This window comes from Thauera sp. DNT-1 (genome assembly GCF_055393985.1).
In genome coordinates, this window is sequence record NZ_AP043752.1 from 1,855,207 (window position 1) to 1,870,402 (window position 15,196).

Genomic DNA, 15,196 nt, shown 5'->3' on the forward strand with positions numbered 1-15,196 from the left:
TTCCTTACTCTCCCTGTAACGGCACGACCGCCCAGCGATCGCCCCGCTTCACCAGTTGCCGGTCGCAGCCGGCTTCGTTCCAAGTTCCTTCGTGTCCCGGCAGCGCCACCATCACGATCTCGCCACGTGCGCGCAGCGCGGAGACCTCGGAGGCCAGCCCCGCGTCGTCGTCCGGCGGCGCCAGCACCGCGCCCGCCGGCGCCGCCGGGATGGGCAGGTGCCAGGCGAGTTCGCGCAGGTCGAGGCTGAAGCCGGTGGCCGGCCGTGCGCGCCCGAACGCCTGGCCGACGCGGTCGTAGCGGCCGCCGAGCGCGAGCGCGGCGGGCGATTCGGCGCCGTAGGCGGCGAACACGACGCCGCTGTGATAGTGGTAGCCGCGCAGGTCGGCGAGATCGAAGCTCACCGGGAGGTCGCCCAGCGCGTCGGCGAGTTGGCGCAGTTCGGCAAGCGGGCCGGCGATCTCGGCATCCTGCGGCAGTCGTGCGGCGGCCTCTGCGAGCACCTCGGGGCCGCCGTAGAGTTCGGGCAGTGCCAGCAGCGCGCTGCGCGCCGGCTCGGAGACGTCGGCGAGCATGCGGCGCAGCTCGGGCACGTCCTTCGCCTGCAGCAGGTCGAAGAGCTCTTCCTCGCGGCCCGGCACCAGCCCTGCGCGCGCGGCGAGCGCATGGAAGAGTCCGACATGGCCGATGTCGATGCGCGAGGCAGGCACTTCGGCGAGGCGCAGCACCTCGGCGAGCAGGCGCAGGATCTCGACGTCGGCCTCGATGCCGGCATGGCCGTAGAGCTCAGCGCCGAGCTGCAGCGGCTCGCGCGTGCCGGTGAGCGTGGACGGCAGGGTGTGCAGCACGCTGCCGCAATAACACAAGCGCGACACGCCGCGGCGGTTGAGAAGGTGGGCGTCGATGCGGGTGACCTGCGGAGTCATGTCGGCACGCACGCCCATGCTGCGGCCGGAGAGCTGGTCGACCAGCTTGAAGGTGCGCAACTCGAGGTCCTTGCCGGCGCCGGTGGTGAGCGAGTCGAGGTATTCGAGCAGCGGCGGCATCACGAGCTGATAGCCGCGCAGCCGGAAGGCGTCGAGCAGGCGGCGGCGCAGGCTCTCCAGCCGGTGGGCGTCGGACGGCAGGGCGTCCTGGATGTGGTCGGGCAGTACCCAGCGCATGGCGGTGTCAGAGAACGATGAAAAGCATTGCGAGCCCCGCCAGCATGGAACTCAGACCGATGAAGCGGATCTGGCCGTCGGCCATGCTGGCGAGGCGAAGGAAGGTCTCGCGCCATGCGGCGGGCGCGATGAAGGGCAACAGGCCTTCGACGATCAGCATCAGCGCGAAGGCCGTGAGGAGCGAGCTTGCCATGAAGACGTCAGTTGCGCGGCGCGCCTCCGGCATCCTTCATGAAACGGAAGAAATCCGAGCTCGGATCGACCACCATTACGTCGTCCTTGCCCGAGAAACTCGCGCGGTAGGCCTCGAGGCTGCGGTAGAAGGAGTAGAACTCGCGGTCCTTGCCGAAGGCTTCGGCGTAGATGGCGGTCGCCTTCGCGTCGCCCGCACCCTTGACCTCCTGCGCACTGCGGTAAGCCTCGGCGATGATCACCTCGCGCTGACGGTCGGCGTCGGCGCGGATGCGTTCGGCCTCCGCGGCACCCAGCGAGCGCAACTCGTTGGCGACGCGCTTGCGCTCGGCCTCCATGCGACGATAGACCGACTCCGAGACCTCGTTGGGCAGGTCGACCCGCTTCAGGCGCACATCGACGATCTGCACGCCGATGGTGCGGGCGTCGCGGTCCGCGCGCTCGCGCATCTGCTCCATGATGCGGTCGCGTTCGCCGGAGACGACGTCGTGCACGGTACGGCGGCCGAACTCCTCGCGCAGACCGGCGTTGACCGTCTGCGTCAGGCGGGTGCGCGCACGCGCCTCGTCGCCGGCCACCGACTCGTAGTACAGGCGCGGGTCGACGATGCGCCACTTGACGAAGTGGTCGACCAGCACGTTCTTCTTCTCGGAGGTGATGAAACGCTCGGGTTCGGGCGTGTCCATCGTCAGGATGCGCTTGTCGAAGTAGCGCACGTTCTGGATGAAAGGCAGCTTGGCGTTGAGGCCGGGCTCGGAGATGACCTCCTTGACCTCGCCGAGCTGGAAGACGATCGCATACTGGCGCTGGTCGACGGTGAACAGCGACATCGAGGCGATCACGACGAGCAGCAGCAGCGTGCCGCCGATCAGGGACATCTTGTCACGCATCAACGTACTCCCCGCTCACGACTGAACATTCCATCCCGGTTGCGCGGATCGAAGGACGGCACCGGAGCGTTGGCCGCGAGGCCCGCGGCCGACTGCGAGTCGGGAGGCGCCGCCGCGGCGGGCTTGGCGCCCGTCTGCTGCATCAGCTTGTCGAGCGGCAGCATCAGCAGGTTGCCGTTGCCCTTCGCGTCGACCATCACCTTGGAGGTGCTGGACATGACCTGCTGCATGGTGTCGAGATACAGGCGCTCGCGGGTGACCTCCGGTGCGCGGTTGTATTCTGCGAACACCTGGCTGAAGCGGCTCGCCTCGCCCTCGGCATTGGCGACCACGCGCTCGCGGTAGGCGTTGGCTTCCTCGACCAGGCGCGAAGCGGTACCGCGTGCCCGCGGCACGACGTCGTTGGCGTAGGCCTCGCCCTCGTTCTTCTGGCGCTCGCGGTCCTGCCCGGCCTTGACCGCGTCGTCGAACGCAGCCTGGACCTGCTCGGGCGGCTGGGCGTTCTGCATGGTGACGCGGCTGACCTGGATGCCGGTCTCGTAGCGGTCGAGGATGCGCTGCATGAGCTCGTGCGCGGTGGTCGCGATCTCCTCGCGGCCCTCGTAAAGCACGAAGTCCATGCGGCTCTTGCCGACGATTTCGCGCATCGCGGTCTCCGCGGCCTGCGCCACGGCCTCGTCGGGGAAACGGTTGTTGAAGATGTAGTTCTCCGGGCTGTTGAGGACGTACTGAACGGCGAACTGGATATTGATGATGTTCTCGTCGTCGGTGAGCATCAGCGATTCGCGCAGCACCTTGTTGCGCTCGGAACCGCGATAGCCCACCTCGACCGTGCGCACGCCCGTGAGGTCGACGATCTCGTGGGTCTCGAAGGGTGCGGGCAGGCGCCAGCGCAGGCCGGGCTCGGTGGTGGCGACGTACTCGCCGAGGCGCAGCACCACGGCGCGCTGGTTGGCGTCCACCGTGTACAGGCCGCTCGCCAGCCAGACCACCAGCACCAGCGCCGCAAGGACGCCGAAGCCGCCACGGAACTGCTTGAAGGAGAAGCCGGGGAGCTCGGGGCGGTTGCCGCCACCATTGCCGCCGCCGAAGCCGCCGCCACGCCCGGGGCGTTTGCCGCCGAACATGCCGGAAAGGCGCTGGTTGAAGTCGCGCCAGACCTCCTCGAGGTCGGGCGGCCCCTGGTTGCCACCGCGATTGCGATCGCCGCGCTGGTCGTCGTTGCGGTTGTCGTCGCCGCGATTGCCGTCTTCGCGGTCGCCGCCGCCTTGGCCACCCCAGCGTGGGTCGTTCAGTGACATGAGAATGCCTGTTATCACGTTTCTTGTCGTCGCTCGTCATCCCGACCGGCGGGCCGGTCGGCGTTGTCACCAAAGGTCTGCCGAGCTACTTCGGCAAGCGCGTCGCGAAGCAGATCGAGGCCTTCCCCGGTTCGGGCGCTCAAAAAAATGCGCCTGATGGTACCACAGTCCCCCCTCTCGACCGCCGCAGCGGCGCGGGTGAGGTCGATCTTGTTCCACACCAGGATCTGCGGCACGTCGGCCGCGCCGATCTCGGCGAGAACCTGGTTCACCGCCCCGATCTGCGCATCGCGGTCCTCGCTCGCCGAGTCGACGACGTGCAACAGCAGGTCGGCCTGCGCCGTTTCCTCGAGAGTGGCCTGGAAGGCCGCCACGAGGGCGTGCGGAAGGTCGCGGATGAAGCCGACGGTGTCCGACAGCACAACGCTCGCACCTGCCCCCTCGCCGCCGACGTACAACCTGCGCGAGGTGGTGTCGAGGGTGGCGAAGAGCTGGTCCGCCGCGTAGGCGCCCGCCTTGGTCAGCGCGTTGAACAGCGTCGACTTGCCCGCATTGGTGTAACCGACGAGAGAGACAGACAGAACGTCGCGGCGTTCCCGAGCGCGCCGACGAACCTTGCGCTGCTTCTCGATCTGGGCGAGCCGGGATTTGAGCATCTTGACCCGGTTGCCGAGCAGGCGGCGGTCCGTCTCGAGCTGCTTCTCGCCCGGGCCGCGCAGGCCGATGCCGCCCTTCTGGCGCTCGAGGTGGGTCCAGCCGCGCACGAGGCGGGTCGCCAGGTGCTCGAGCTGGGCGAGTTCGACCTGCAGCTTGCCTTCGTGGCTGCGCGCGCGCTGCGCGAAGATGTCGAGGATCAGCGCGGTGCGGTCGATGACCATGCACTGCAGTTCGCGCTCGAGGTTGCGCTGCTGCCCGGGCGACAAGGCATGGTTGAAGATGACGATGTCGGCGCCGTAGGCGCGCAGCGCCTCGCCGATCTCCTGCACCTTGCCGCTGCCGGCGAAGAGCTTGGAGTCGGGCGCGGCGCGGCGGCCTTGCACGACCGCTTCGACGCTCGCGCCGGCGCTGAGGACGAGCAGCTTCAGCTCGGACAGGCGCTCGTCGATCGCGCCCTGCCCGAGGTCGAGCTGCACGAGGACCGCACGCTCACCGGAGGCGGGACGTTCAAACACGACGCGCGCCTCCCGCAGCCGGCAGACGCCGGCCGCGCCGGGTGGACCGCGGCCTCAGTTGGCACCCTCTTCCTGCTGGATGACGACCGGGCGGGCGGGCACGACGGTGGAGATCGCGTGCTTGTAGACCATCTGGGTGACGGTGTTCTTGAGCAGCACGACGTATTGGTCGAAGGACTCGATCTGGCCCTGCAGCTTGATGCCGTTGACCAGGTAGATCGACACGGGAATGTGTTCGCGACGAAGGGTGTTCAGGAAGGGGTCCTGGAGGAGTTGCCCTTTGTTGCTCATTGTGGAACCTCTTTATATTGTGTTTATAAGAATATTGCAGACACGTTGTGCACTGCCGCATGGCAGTATGCAACGAAATCCAGGCGTGGAAACGGGTTCTTTCGCGAAAAATGCTCAGGTCCGCGTCGCGTAAGGATTGTGCGTGGTGCGGAACTGGATGCGCAAGGGCGTGCCCTTGAGGTCGAAGGCATCCATGAAACAGCGCTCCAGGTAGCGCACATACGACTGCGGGATGTCGTCCAGCGCGTTGCCGTGGATGACGATCACCGGAGGGTTCATGCCGCCCTGGTGGGCGTAGCGCATCTTCGGGCGCGCCAGCCCGTGGCGCGGTGGCGCCTGGCGCGCGACCGCCTGCTGCAGCGCACGCGTCAGCCGCGGCGTGGCGAGGTTGGCGGTGGCCGCGGCATAGGCGGCATCCACCGACTTCAGCAGCCCTGCGATGCCCTCGGCCTTGAGCGCGGAGATCTGGTGGAAGCGCGCGAACGAGAGGAAGGCCAGCTTGCGCGCGATGTCGGCCCTGAGACGATCGCGGCGGTAGTCGTCGACCGCATCCCACTTGTTGATCGCCACCACCAGCGCGCGCCCGGCCTCGAGCGCGAAGCCGGCGATGTGGGCGTCCTGGTCGGAGATGTCCTGCGCGGCATCGAGCACCAGCACGACGACGTTGCACTCCTGCACGGCCTGCAGGGTCTTGATGACGGAGAACTTCTCCACCGCCTCGAAGACCTTGCCGCGGCGGCGCAGGCCGGCGGTGTCGATCAGGGTGTAGCGCTTGCCACCGCGCTCGAAGGGGATCGCGATGGCGTCGCGGGTGGTACCCGGCATGTCGAAGGCGATGACGCGCTCTTCGCCGAGCAGGGTGTTCACCAAGGTGGATTTGCCGACGTTGGGACGACCGACGATGGCGACCTTGGGGCCCTCGTCGTCGGAGTGCTCCTTCTCGTCGTCGGCCGGGAAGGGCGCGAGCACGAGCTCGACCAACTGCTTGACGCCGTCGCCGTGCGCCGCCGAGACCGGCAGCGGATCGCCGAGGCCGAGCGCATGGAAGTCGGCGGCGACCATCGCGCGGTCGATACCCTCGGCCTTGTTGACGACCACATGCACCGGCCGCCCGGCACGGCGCAGGCGCGCGGCGATGTTCTCGTCGTGCGGGGTGCGCCCGGCGCGGCCGTCGACCAGGAACAGCAGCACGTCGGCCTCGGCGATGGCCTGCTCGGCCTGGCGCGCCATCTCGTGCATGATGCCGTCCTTGGCCACGGGGTCGAAGCCGGCGGTATCGACGACCAGATAGTCGCGGTCGCCGACGCGGCCGATGCCGTAGTGGCGGTCGCGGGTGAGGCCGGGCTGGTCGGCGACGAGCGCGTCGCGGGTGCGCGTCAGGCGGTTGAACAGGGTCGACTTGCCGACATTGGGCCGGCCGACCAGAACGATGGTGGGTTTCACTGGCTACCGTACCTCAGCGTACTTCGTACGCGGTGATGTCGCCGCCGGCGCCCTGCACCACGAAACCGCGGCGCAGCGGGACCGGATCGGCCACGATCGGATCACTGCCGGCGCGCTCGCGCGCGGCGAAGGCGCCGGTCTCGCGCGAGAGCGCATGCACATAGCCCTCGAGGTCGCCGACGATCACGTAGTCGCCGACGATCAGAGGACGGGAGACGTGGCGGCGCGCGAGCGCGTCCTGCTTCCACACGCTGGCGCCGCTGCCGGCGTCGAGCGCATGGACCGCATCGCGGTCGTCGGTGATGAGCGCGAAGCGCGCGTCGCGGTCCATGCCGACGCTGCTGGAGAACTCGCGCGACCAGATCGCGTTGCCGTTCGAGGTGTCGAAGCAGGCGGCGCGGCCCTGATAGGCGACCGCGCAGACCTCGCGACGCCCGACCACCGGCATGCCGGCCACGTCGGCGACGCGTTCGAGTTCGGTCGCTCCGCGCGGCACGGCGACGTTGAGCTCGGTGATCGCGCCGCCATTGGCAGCGTTGATCACGGCGAGCTTGCCGCCAGGGAAGCCGGCGAGCACGACCGGGCCTTCGAGGACCACGCCGGCGAAGCTGCGCAGCGCGAGCGGCGGGTTGTTGCGCTGGTACACCCAGCGCCGGCTGCCGTCGCGCGCGCTGAGCGCGATCAGGCGGTTGTCGGAGGCGCGCACGATCACCAGCTCGAGGCTGACCGCGGGCGGCGCCAGCACCTCGGCGCCGATCGGCGCGCGCCAGCGCTCGCTGCCGTTGTCGGTGTCGAGGGCGATCACCGTGCCGTCGGTGGCGACCACCACCGCGAGGCGGCCATCGGTGCCGACCCCGGAGGAGAGTTCGCTGCCGGTATCGATCCGCCACACCGTGCGGCCGTCCTCGAAGCGCGCGACCTCGCCCTCGTTGCCGGCGGCGTACACGCTGTCGCTCCACACCGCGGGCTGGAAGCGGTAGTGTTCGGCCTCGCCGATGTTCGCCTGCCATTTGGCCACGAGCTGCGCGCCGGGCTTGAAGTCGACCAGCGGCGCGGGCTTGGGTGCGGAGCTGGCGAAGGGGTTGAGCGAGGAGCAGCCCGCGGCGAGCAGCGCGGCGACGAGCAGCGGGACGAGACGCAGCGAGGGGGTTTTCATCGCTCAGGCTCCGAGGGATTCGAGTTTGACGCGGACGACTTCGCGCAACGTGACCGCATCGTCACCGACGGCGGCGAGCGCGTCGATCGCGGCCTGGTAGGCGGCGCGCGCCTCCGCGACCTTGCCTTGGGCGGCGAGCACGTCGCCGCGCAGGTCGTCGAAGCGCGCCTTGTAGGCGGCCGAGGGCGCGGCCTGCAGGCGGGCGAGCGCGGCGTCGAGTTCGCCCGCCTGCAGCAGCACCGCCGCCAGACGCAGGCGTGCGAGCTCGCGCAGCGCGGGGTCGCTGCCCTTGTCGGCCGCCCACTCGAGCTGCGCGCGCGCGTTGGCGAGGTCGCCGGACTCGAACTGCATCGCCGCCGACAGCAGCGCGCCGAGTTGGGCGCCTACACTGCCGCCGTGCTCGCTCACCAGGCGACCGGCCGCCTCGCGGGCCTTCTGCGGCTCGTTCTTCTCCACCGCCTGCTGCACCGCGTAGTACAGCGCACCGGCCTCGCCGGCATTGCGGCTCTGGTACCAGTTCCAGGCCTGCCAGCCCACCGAGGCGAGCGCCGCCACCACCGCGAGGGTGACGACGAAGTTGCCGTACTGCGCCCACCACGCCTTGAGTTCGGAAATCTGTTCCTGCTCTTCGAGATCGTAGACCGCCATCATCAAACCTCTTCGTCTTCTTCTTCGGGGAACATCAGCGCGGCCATCGCCTCGACCAGGTCGTCGATCGCCACGCGCTGCTGGGCGCCCGCGACGCGCAGGGGCTTGAGGCCGACCTCCCCCGCCGCGGCCTCGTCCTCTCCGATCACGATCGCCACCGGCGCCTCGCTGGCGTCGGCCTTCTTCATCTGCGACTTGAAGCTGCCGCCACCGCAATGCATCAGCACCGCGAAGCCGTGCTCGCGCAAGGTCTCGGCGGCGCGGAAACCGAGGCGCTGCGCGGCCTCGCCCACGCTCACCACATACACGTCGGGTACCGGACGCTCGGCCTCGCCACCGCAGGCCTGCCACAGCAGCAGCAGGCGCTCGATGCCGATCGCGAAGCCCGCGGCCGGCTGCGGCTTGCCGCCGAGCTGCTCGAACAGGCCGTCGTAGCGCCCGCCGGCGCAGATCGTGCCCTGCGCGCCCAGGCGCGTGGTGACCCACTCGAACACCGTGCGGTTGTAGTAGTCCAGGCCGCGCACCAGGCGGTGGTTGATGCGATACGGGATGCCGGCGTCCTTGAGGAAGACCTGCACCGCCTCGAAGTGCGCCTTCGATTCGTCGCCGAGATAGTCGGCGAGCCTGGGCGCGGCTTCGACGATCGCCTGCAGTTCGGGATTCTTGGTGTCGAGGATGCGCAGCGGGTTGGTGTACAGGCGGCGCTTGCCGTCCTCGTCGAGCTTGTCCTGATGCTGCTCGAGGTGGGCGATCAGCGCGGCGCGGTGCTGCGCGCGCTCCTCGGGCGAGCCGAGCGAGTTGATCTCGAGCGCGACATCCTCCAGGCCGAGGTCCTCCCACAGCCGCGCGCACATCAGGATCAGCTCGGCGTCGGTATCGGCTCCGGCGAAGCCGAGTGCCTCCACGCCGATCTGGTGGAACTGGCGGTAGCGGCCCTTCTGCGGACGCTCGTGGCGGAACATCGGGCCGTAGTAGTACAACCGCTGCGGGCCGCCCGCGGGGATCAGGTTGTGCTGGATCGCGGCGCGCACGCAGGAGGCCGTGCCTTCGGGGCGCAGCGTGAGGTGCTCGCCGTTGAGCGCGTCCTCGAAGGAGTACATCTCCTTCTCGACGATGTCGGTGACCTCGCCGATGGCGCGCTTGAACAGCGGCGTCGGCTCGACCAGCGGCATGCGGATCGGGCGGTAACCGTAGCTCTGCAGCCAGTCGCGCACGATGTCTTCGAAGTATTCCCAGGTTTCGGCGTCGGCCGGCAGGATGTCGTTCATCCCGCGCACGGCCTGCAAGGTCTGGCTCATGTGGTTCTTTTCGGTTGTGCCGCGCGCTCGCGCGCGACGGTCGTTGTTCGTTGCGGCGCTCAGGCGCCCTTCTTCACGTAGCGGGTGGCGACGTAATCGTCGACGAGCGCCTTGAACTCTGCAGCGATGTTGTCGCCGCGCAGGGTGACGACCTTCTCGCCGTCGACAAACACCGGCGCCGCCGGGGTTTCGCCGGTGCCCGGCAGCGAGATGCCGATGTTGGCGTGCTTGCTCTCGCCCGGGCCGTTGACCACGCAGCCCATCACTGCCAGCGTCATGTTCTCGACGCCGTCGTACTGTTCGCGCCACACCGGCATCTGCGCGCGCACGTAGTCCTGGATACCGGAGGCGAGCTCCTGGAAGAAGGTGCTGGTGGTGCGGCCGCAGCCCGGGCAGGCAGTCACCATGGGGGTGAAGGCGCGCAGGCCCATGGTCTGCAGGATCTCCTGCGCGACCACGACCTCCTGGGTGCGGCTGCCGCCCGGCTCGGGGGTGAGCGAGATGCGGATGGTGTCGCCGATGCCTTCCTGCAGCAGCACGGCGAGCGCGGCGGTGGAGCCGACGATGCCCTTGCTGCCCATGCCGGCCTCGGTGAGGCCCAGATGCAGCGCGTAGTCGCTGCGCCGGGCGAGATCGCGGTACACCGCGATCAGGTCCTGCACGCTGGAAACCTTGGCCGACAGGATGATGCGCTCGCGGCCGAGGCCGTATTCCTCGGCCTTGGCCGCGGATTCGAGCGCCGAGACGACGAGCGCCTCGCGCATCACCGCGCCGGCGTCGCGCGGCTCGGCACGCTTGGCGTTGGCGTCCATGATGCGGGCAAGGACCGACTGGTCGAGGCTGCCCCAGTTCACGCCGATGCGCACCGGCTTGTCGTAGCGGCAGGCAAGCTCGACGATCGCGGCGAACTGCGGGTCGCGCTTGCGGCCGGCGCCGACGTTGCCCGGGTTGATGCGCAGCTTGGCGAGCGCCTCGGCGCACGCCGGGAAGTCGGTGAGCAGCTTGTGGCCGTTGTAGTGGAAGTCGCCGACCAGCGGCACGTCCATGTTGAGCGCGAGCAGGCGGTCGCGGATCTTCGGCACCGCCGCCGCCGCGGCCTCGTTGTTGACCGTGATGCGCACGATCTCGGAGCCGGCGCGGGCGAGCTCGGCGACCTGCATCGCGGTGGCGAGCACGTCGGCCGTGTCGGTATTGGTCATCGACTGCACGACGACCGGGGCTTCGCCGCCGATCCTCACCTTGCCGACGCGCACCTGATGGGTGCGATGACGGGCGAGCGGGCGGGCTTCGATCGGCTGGAGTTCGTGTCGGGGATTCATGGCGTTCGGATCAGGGAAGCGTCAGGCGGGCGACGGAGCCGCGGGTGTGGGCTGCGAGATCGACCGCCTTGCCGTCCTGCTCGAGCACGACGTTGGCGGAGTTGCCCACCACCAGGCGGAAGGGCGGCGTGCCCTGGACCACCCGACTGCTGCCGGCACGGTTGGTGCCGGAGTGCAGGATGGTGCCGCTGGCGTCGCGCACCTCGATCCAGGAGTCGCCGCCGAAGCGGAAGCTGAGGCGGTTGCCGCCGGCACCTTCCTCGGCGACGGGGGTGGCCGCCTGGGCCGGCGACTGCACCACGGGAGACACGATGGCCGAGGCTGAGGCCGGGGGCGTTGCGCTCGCCGGCGCGGCGAGCGGGGTCACCGGGACGCCTGCACCCACCGCAGCGGGAATCGCCACCGGGCTGGCGTGCGGCGCCGCGGGCGCGCTCGCCTCCAGCGGAGCGGGCGTGGCCACCGGCTCGCTCGTGGCCGGCGCGGCGCCGCCACCCTCGGTGGGCGCGGGCATGAAGGCGGGCGCAGGCTCGGTCTGCAGTTCGAGCCCGGGCAGGGGCTCGGTGCGGAACCAGTCGAAGTACCAGCCCACGCCGAGCAAGACCAGCAACAAGGCCACGACGACCCCAGCCGGGAAGCTGCCGCGACGCCCGCCGCCACCGGCGGGCAGGTCGCCATCGGCATTGCGAATCGGCGACAGGTCGGGCTGCCCGGCGCCGGCCAGGTGCTCGATGCCATCGAGCAGCGGCGTCGCGTCGAGTCCGAGGTAACGCGCGTAGTTGCGCGCGAAACCACGCACGAAGGCCATGCCCGGGAGCGCGGCGAAGTCGTCGTTTTCCAGCGCCTCGATCTGGCGCGGGCTCAGCTTGATGGCGAAAGCGGCCTCGTGCACCGACTCGCCACGCGCCTCGCGCGCCCGGCGCAGGCGGGCGCCGGGCGAGGCGGCGGACTCGGCGCCAAGTGCAAGGTGGTCGGACTGCATGCTGCTCACTCGAACTTCCCTTGATTCATCGATTTGAACTCCTCCGATTCGGCGAAGCGGCTGCGCAACTGGGCAGCATAGCTCGCCTCGGCGTCGGCGTTGCCGAGGCGGCGCTCGGTGCGCAGGCCCAACCAGGCCGAAGCCGCGCTCGGTCCGTGCGCCTGGTGCAGCCGGATCAGCTCGCTGCGCGCCTGCTCGTAGCGACCGCCGCGATAGGCGATGTCCGCGAGCAGGTAGAGTGCCTGCGCGTTCTCCGGGTCGGCCTGCACCGCGCGCTGGAATTGCGCCTCGGCTGCAGCCTCCTCGCCGAGGCGCAGATGGCACAGGCCCGCGTTGGTGAGCGGGCGCGTCTGGTGGCGGTAATACGGGTTGCGCGCCGCGAGCGCGAGGTACTCGAGGCCTGCGCGCTCCTGGCCCTGAGAGCACAGGAACCAGCCGTAGCTGTTGTTGAAGTCGGGGTCACCCGGTGCCTCGCGCAGCGCACGCTCGAAGTTCTCGCGCGCGGCGGCGTGCTCCTCGACGGACATGTAGGCCAGCCCGAGCAGGTGGTAGGCCGGGGCGTAGGACGGGCTGTCGGCGAGCGCGATCTTCGCCTCGTCGAGCGCGACGTCGTAGCGCCCCACCTCGAAGTAGGCCATGCCGAGCTCCACATGCACGCGTGCGCGCGCATCGGCCGGCGTCGCCGGGTTGGTGTCGGACATCGGCCGGCTGATCGAGGACGACCCGGCGGGTACGCCGGGCGCACCCGCGCAGCCGCCGAGCACGAGCGCCACCGCCAGCACGACCGGTGCCAGTGTCGATTTCATCGCATGTTCTCCCTCGCCTGGTGCAGGCGCACGGTACGCCGCGTCCTGTCCTGGACCTGGCCGGCGAGCTGGCCGCACGCAGCGTCGACATCGTCGCCACGCGTCTTGCGCGTGGTGGTCACGATACCGGCGTCGATCAGGATACCGGCAAAACGCCGGATACGCTCCGCGGGCGAGCGCTGGAAGCCGGAGTCCGGGAAGGGGTTGAACGGGATCAGGTTGAACTTGCACGGCGTGTCGCGCACCAGCGCGACGAGTTCGCGAGCGTGCGCGTCGCTGTCGTTGACGCCTTCGAGCATCACGTACTCGAAGGTGACGAAGTCGCGCGGCGCGCGCTCGAGGTAGCGCTGGCAGGCGGCCATGAGCTCGCGCAGCGGGTACTTCTGATTGATCGGCACGAGGCGGTCGCGCAGCGCGTCGTTGGACGCATGCAGCGACACCGCCAGCGCCACCGGACATTCGTCGCGCAGGCGGTCCATCGCCGGCACGATGCCCGAGGTCGACACCGTGACCCGGCGGCGCGACAGGCCGTAGGCGTGGTCGTCCAGCATGAGGCGCAGCGCGGTGACGACGTTGTCGAAGTTGGCGAGCGGCTCGCCCATGCCCATCATCACCACGTTGCTGATGATGCGGCCGTTGTCCTTCTCGCCGGCCTCGAGGTCCGTGGCGTGCTCCTCGGCGTCGGCCCGCGCCGCGCCGAGCAGCTTGTTGGCCAGCCAGAGCTGGCCGATGATTTCCGCGGCCGACAGGTTGCGGTTGAAGCCCTGCTTGCCGGTGGAGCAGAACGCGCAGTCGAGCGCGCAGCCCGCCTGCGAGGACACGCACAGCGTGCCGCGGCTGGTCTCGGGAATGAACACGGTCTCGACCGCGTTGGCGTTGCCCACGTCGAGCAGCCACTTGCGCGTGCCGTCGGCCGAGATCGAGTCGCGCACCGGCACCGGCGGGCGGATCACGGCGAGGTCCTTCAGCTTCGCGCGCAGGGACTTGGCGACGTCGGTCATGGCGTCGAAGTCGTCGCAGCCCTCGTGATGCATCCAGCGCATCACCTGGCGGGCGCGGAACGGCTTCTCGCCCAGCCCGGCGAACCAGGCGACGAGGCCGTCTACGTCGAAATCGAGCAGATTGACCGGATTGGGAGTGCTCATGCCTGAAACTTCACCTCTCGGGAGCGGAGGCCCGCGATGACGGGCCGACCGTAATGCAAACGGCCCGCTCACGCCGCGCGCGGTGCGGGAGGCACCGCGAAGCGTGCGCGACGGGCCGCTGGTACGGACCGCTCAGCGCGAGTACACGTTCATGCCCGGGAAGAAGAAAGCCACTTCCACGGCAGCGGTCTCGGGGGCGTCGGAGCCGTGCACGGCGTTGGCGTCGATCGACTCGGCGAAGTCGGCGCGGATGGTGCCCTTGTCGGCCTTCTTCGGGTCAGTGGCGCCCATCAGCTCGCGGTTCTTGGCGATGGCGTTCTCGCCTTCCAGGCACTGGATCATCACCGGGCCGGAGGTCATGAAGGAGACCAGATCCTTGAAGAAGGGGCGCTCCTTGTGCACGGCGTAGAACTGGCCGGCTTCCTGCTCGGACAGGTGCACCATCCTGGCGGCGATGATCTTGAGGCCGGCGGCTTCGAAGCGGGCGTAGATCTGGCCGATCACGTTCTTGGCGACGGCGTCGGGCTTGATGATGGAGAGGGTGCGTTCGATTGCCATGGAAAGACTCCGGGACGGTGTGTGGAAAAAAGCGCGAAATTTTAGCAGGTTTCCGCCCCTTTCCGGGCGACGCGAAGCAAGCGCCACGACCTTCCGGTCATCCTGCGCCCACCGAGGCTGCACGATGACGCAGCCACCCGACGAAAAGCGGCAGCAGCGACAGCAGGATGATGCCGAAGATCACCAGGGTGAGATTGTTCTTGATCAGCGGCAGGTTGCCAAACCAGTAACCCGCCATGACAAGAGGTCCGACCCAGAGCGCAGCGCCGAGCACATTGAAGGAGAGGAAACGCGGGTAGCGCATCGCCGCCATGCCCGCGACGAAGGGCGCGAAGGTGCGGATGATCGGCATGAAGCGGGCGATGATGATGGTCTTGCCGCCATGACGCTCATAGAACTCGCGTGTGCGCTCGAGCGCCCGGCGGTTGAAGAGGCGGCTGTCGGGCCATTGCAGCATCCGCCCACCGAAACGGTTGCCGATCGTGTAGTTCAGCGAGTCGCCGGCCACGGCTGCGACGAACAGCACGGTGATCAGGACACCCGGGTCCATGCCGCCACCGGCGGCCAGCGCGCCGGCCACGAAAAGCAGCGAATCGCCGGGCAGGAAGGGGGTGACGACCAGACCGGTCTCGCAGAAGACGATCAGGAAGAGGATCGCGTAGATCCAGTTGCCGTAGTTCGCGAGCAGTTCGGCGAGGTGACGATCGACGTGCAGCACGAGATCGACGGTGAAGGCGAGGTATTCCATGAAGGACCCGACGGGCAAGGACGCGCGATTCTAGCGCAGCGCAGCATCCGGAGCCGGGAATGAAACACCTCGATGCAGCATCCGCGCA

General features: G+C 69.1%; 16 protein-coding genes. All 16 read right to left on the bottom strand.

Annotation, left to right across the window (positions count from 1 at the left end; all coding sequences use genetic code 11):
- Positions 1-4: 4 nt before the first annotated feature.
- Positions 5-1,162, bottom strand: coding sequence for an ATP phosphoribosyltransferase regulatory subunit (locus tag ACZ5PP_RS08585; protein WP_012585931.1), 1,158 nt, complete (start codon positions 1,160-1,162; stop codon positions 5-7).
- Between the two features lie 7 nt (positions 1,163-1,169).
- Positions 1,170-1,355: a DUF2065 domain-containing protein gene (locus tag ACZ5PP_RS08590; RefSeq protein ID WP_012585932.1), complete on the bottom strand. Its 186-nt coding sequence runs from the start codon at positions 1,353-1,355 to the stop codon at positions 1,170-1,172.
- A gap of 7 nt (positions 1,356-1,362) precedes the next feature.
- A complete protein-coding gene (hflC, locus tag ACZ5PP_RS08595; RefSeq protein WP_464826956.1) occupies positions 1,363-2,244 on the bottom strand; it encodes a protease modulator HflC in 882 nt (293 codons plus the stop codon).
- Positions 2,244-3,545: an FtsH protease activity modulator HflK gene (gene hflK / locus ACZ5PP_RS08600; protein WP_004322291.1), complete on the bottom strand. Its 1,302-nt coding sequence runs from the start codon at positions 3,543-3,545 to the stop codon at positions 2,244-2,246. The genes hflC and hflK overlap by 1 nt, the downstream gene beginning before the upstream one ends.
- 14 nt (positions 3,546-3,559) lie before the next feature.
- Positions 3,560-4,717, bottom strand: coding sequence for a ribosome rescue GTPase HflX (gene hflX, locus ACZ5PP_RS08605; protein WP_004322289.1), 1,158 nt, complete (start codon positions 4,715-4,717; stop codon positions 3,560-3,562).
- 54 nt (positions 4,718-4,771) lie between these two features.
- Positions 4,772-5,008 carry an RNA chaperone Hfq gene (gene hfq, locus ACZ5PP_RS08610; protein WP_004322287.1) on the bottom strand — a complete coding sequence of 79 codons (237 nt, stop codon included), beginning with the start codon at positions 5,006-5,008 and terminating at the stop codon, positions 4,772-4,774.
- 114 nt (positions 5,009-5,122) lie between these two features.
- On the bottom strand, positions 5,123-6,451 hold the full coding sequence (gene der / locus ACZ5PP_RS08615) for a ribosome biogenesis GTPase Der (RefSeq protein ID WP_004322285.1): 1,329 nt from the start codon (positions 6,449-6,451) through the stop codon (positions 5,123-5,125).
- A gap of 13 nt (positions 6,452-6,464) precedes the next feature.
- Positions 6,465-7,607: an outer membrane protein assembly factor BamB gene (bamB, locus tag ACZ5PP_RS08620; RefSeq protein ID WP_004322283.1), complete on the bottom strand. Its 1,143-nt coding sequence runs from the start codon at positions 7,605-7,607 to the stop codon at positions 6,465-6,467.
- 3 nt (positions 7,608-7,610) lie between these two features.
- The gene (locus tag ACZ5PP_RS08625; RefSeq protein WP_171047751.1) at positions 7,611-8,255 is read right to left on the bottom strand and encodes a tetratricopeptide repeat protein; all 645 of its coding nucleotides are present in this window, start codon (positions 8,253-8,255) and stop codon (positions 7,611-7,613) included.
- A 2-nt stretch (positions 8,256-8,257) separates the two neighbouring features.
- Positions 8,258-9,553, bottom strand: coding sequence for a histidine--tRNA ligase (gene hisS / locus ACZ5PP_RS08630; protein WP_004327075.1), 1,296 nt, complete (start codon positions 9,551-9,553; stop codon positions 8,258-8,260).
- A 59-nt stretch (positions 9,554-9,612) separates the two neighbouring features.
- Positions 9,613-10,872 (bottom strand): flavodoxin-dependent (E)-4-hydroxy-3-methylbut-2-enyl-diphosphate synthase, encoded by a 1,260-nt coding sequence (ispG, locus tag ACZ5PP_RS08635; protein WP_004327074.1) that lies wholly within the window; start codon positions 10,870-10,872, stop codon positions 9,613-9,615.
- A 10-nt stretch (positions 10,873-10,882) separates the two neighbouring features.
- Positions 10,883-11,851: a RodZ domain-containing protein gene (locus ACZ5PP_RS08640; protein WP_012585937.1), complete on the bottom strand. Its 969-nt coding sequence runs from the start codon at positions 11,849-11,851 to the stop codon at positions 10,883-10,885.
- Positions 11,852-11,856: 5 nt separating this feature from the next.
- A complete protein-coding gene (gene pilW / locus ACZ5PP_RS08645; RefSeq protein ID WP_004321726.1) occupies positions 11,857-12,657 on the bottom strand; it encodes a type IV pilus biogenesis/stability protein PilW in 801 nt (266 codons plus the stop codon).
- Complete coding sequence (gene rlmN / locus ACZ5PP_RS08650; protein ID WP_004321723.1) at positions 12,654-13,802, bottom strand: dual-specificity RNA methyltransferase RlmN; 1,149 nt, start codon at positions 13,800-13,802, stop codon at positions 12,654-12,656. Before rlmN ends, pilW begins: the two co-directional genes overlap by 4 nt.
- A gap of 132 nt (positions 13,803-13,934) precedes the next feature.
- The gene (ndk, locus tag ACZ5PP_RS08655; protein WP_004321721.1) at positions 13,935-14,360 is read right to left on the bottom strand and encodes a nucleoside-diphosphate kinase; all 426 of its coding nucleotides are present in this window, start codon (positions 14,358-14,360) and stop codon (positions 13,935-13,937) included.
- Between the two features lie 97 nt (positions 14,361-14,457).
- On the bottom strand, positions 14,458-15,108 hold the full coding sequence (locus ACZ5PP_RS08660) for a DedA family protein (RefSeq protein WP_004321718.1): 651 nt from the start codon (positions 15,106-15,108) through the stop codon (positions 14,458-14,460).
- Positions 15,109-15,196: the final 88 nt, after the last annotated feature.

Bases quoted from the DNA above. Each gene is read 5' to 3' on its own strand.
- ACZ5PP_RS08585 (WP_012585931.1), bottom strand. From the start codon at position 1,162: ATGCGCTGGGTACTGCCCGACCACATCCAGGACGCCCTGCCGTCCGAC.
- ACZ5PP_RS08590 (WP_012585932.1), bottom strand. From the start codon at position 1,355: ATGGCAAGCTCGCTCCTCACGGCCTTCGCGCTGATGCTGATCGTCGAA.
- hflC (WP_464826956.1), bottom strand. From the start codon at position 2,244: ATGCGTGACAAGATGTCCCTGATCGGCGGCACGCTGCTGCTGCTCGTC.
- hflK (WP_004322291.1), bottom strand. From the start codon at position 3,545: ATGTCACTGAACGACCCACGCTGGGGTGGCCAAGGCGGCGGCGACCGC.
- hfq (WP_004322287.1), bottom strand. From the start codon at position 5,008: ATGAGCAACAAAGGGCAACTCCTCCAGGACCCCTTCCTGAACACCCTT.
- bamB (WP_004322283.1), bottom strand. From the start codon at position 7,607: ATGAAAACCCCCTCGCTGCGTCTCGTCCCGCTGCTCGTCGCCGCGCTG.
- ACZ5PP_RS08625 (WP_171047751.1), bottom strand. From the start codon at position 8,255: ATGGCGGTCTACGATCTCGAAGAGCAGGAACAGATTTCCGAACTCAAG.
- hisS (WP_004327075.1), bottom strand. From the start codon at position 9,553: ATGAGCCAGACCTTGCAGGCCGTGCGCGGGATGAACGACATCCTGCCG.
- ispG (WP_004327074.1), bottom strand. From the start codon at position 10,872: ATGAATCCCCGACACGAACTCCAGCCGATCGAAGCCCGCCCGCTCGCC.
- ACZ5PP_RS08640 (WP_012585937.1), bottom strand. From the start codon at position 11,851: ATGCAGTCCGACCACCTTGCACTTGGCGCCGAGTCCGCCGCCTCGCCC.
- pilW (WP_004321726.1), bottom strand. From the start codon at position 12,657: ATGAAATCGACACTGGCACCGGTCGTGCTGGCGGTGGCGCTCGTGCTC.
- rlmN (WP_004321723.1), bottom strand. From the start codon at position 13,802: ATGAGCACTCCCAATCCGGTCAATCTGCTCGATTTCGACGTAGACGGC.
- ndk (WP_004321721.1), bottom strand. From the start codon at position 14,360: ATGGCAATCGAACGCACCCTCTCCATCATCAAGCCCGACGCCGTCGCC.
- ACZ5PP_RS08660 (WP_004321718.1), bottom strand. From the start codon at position 15,108: ATGGAATACCTCGCCTTCACCGTCGATCTCGTGCTGCACGTCGATCGT.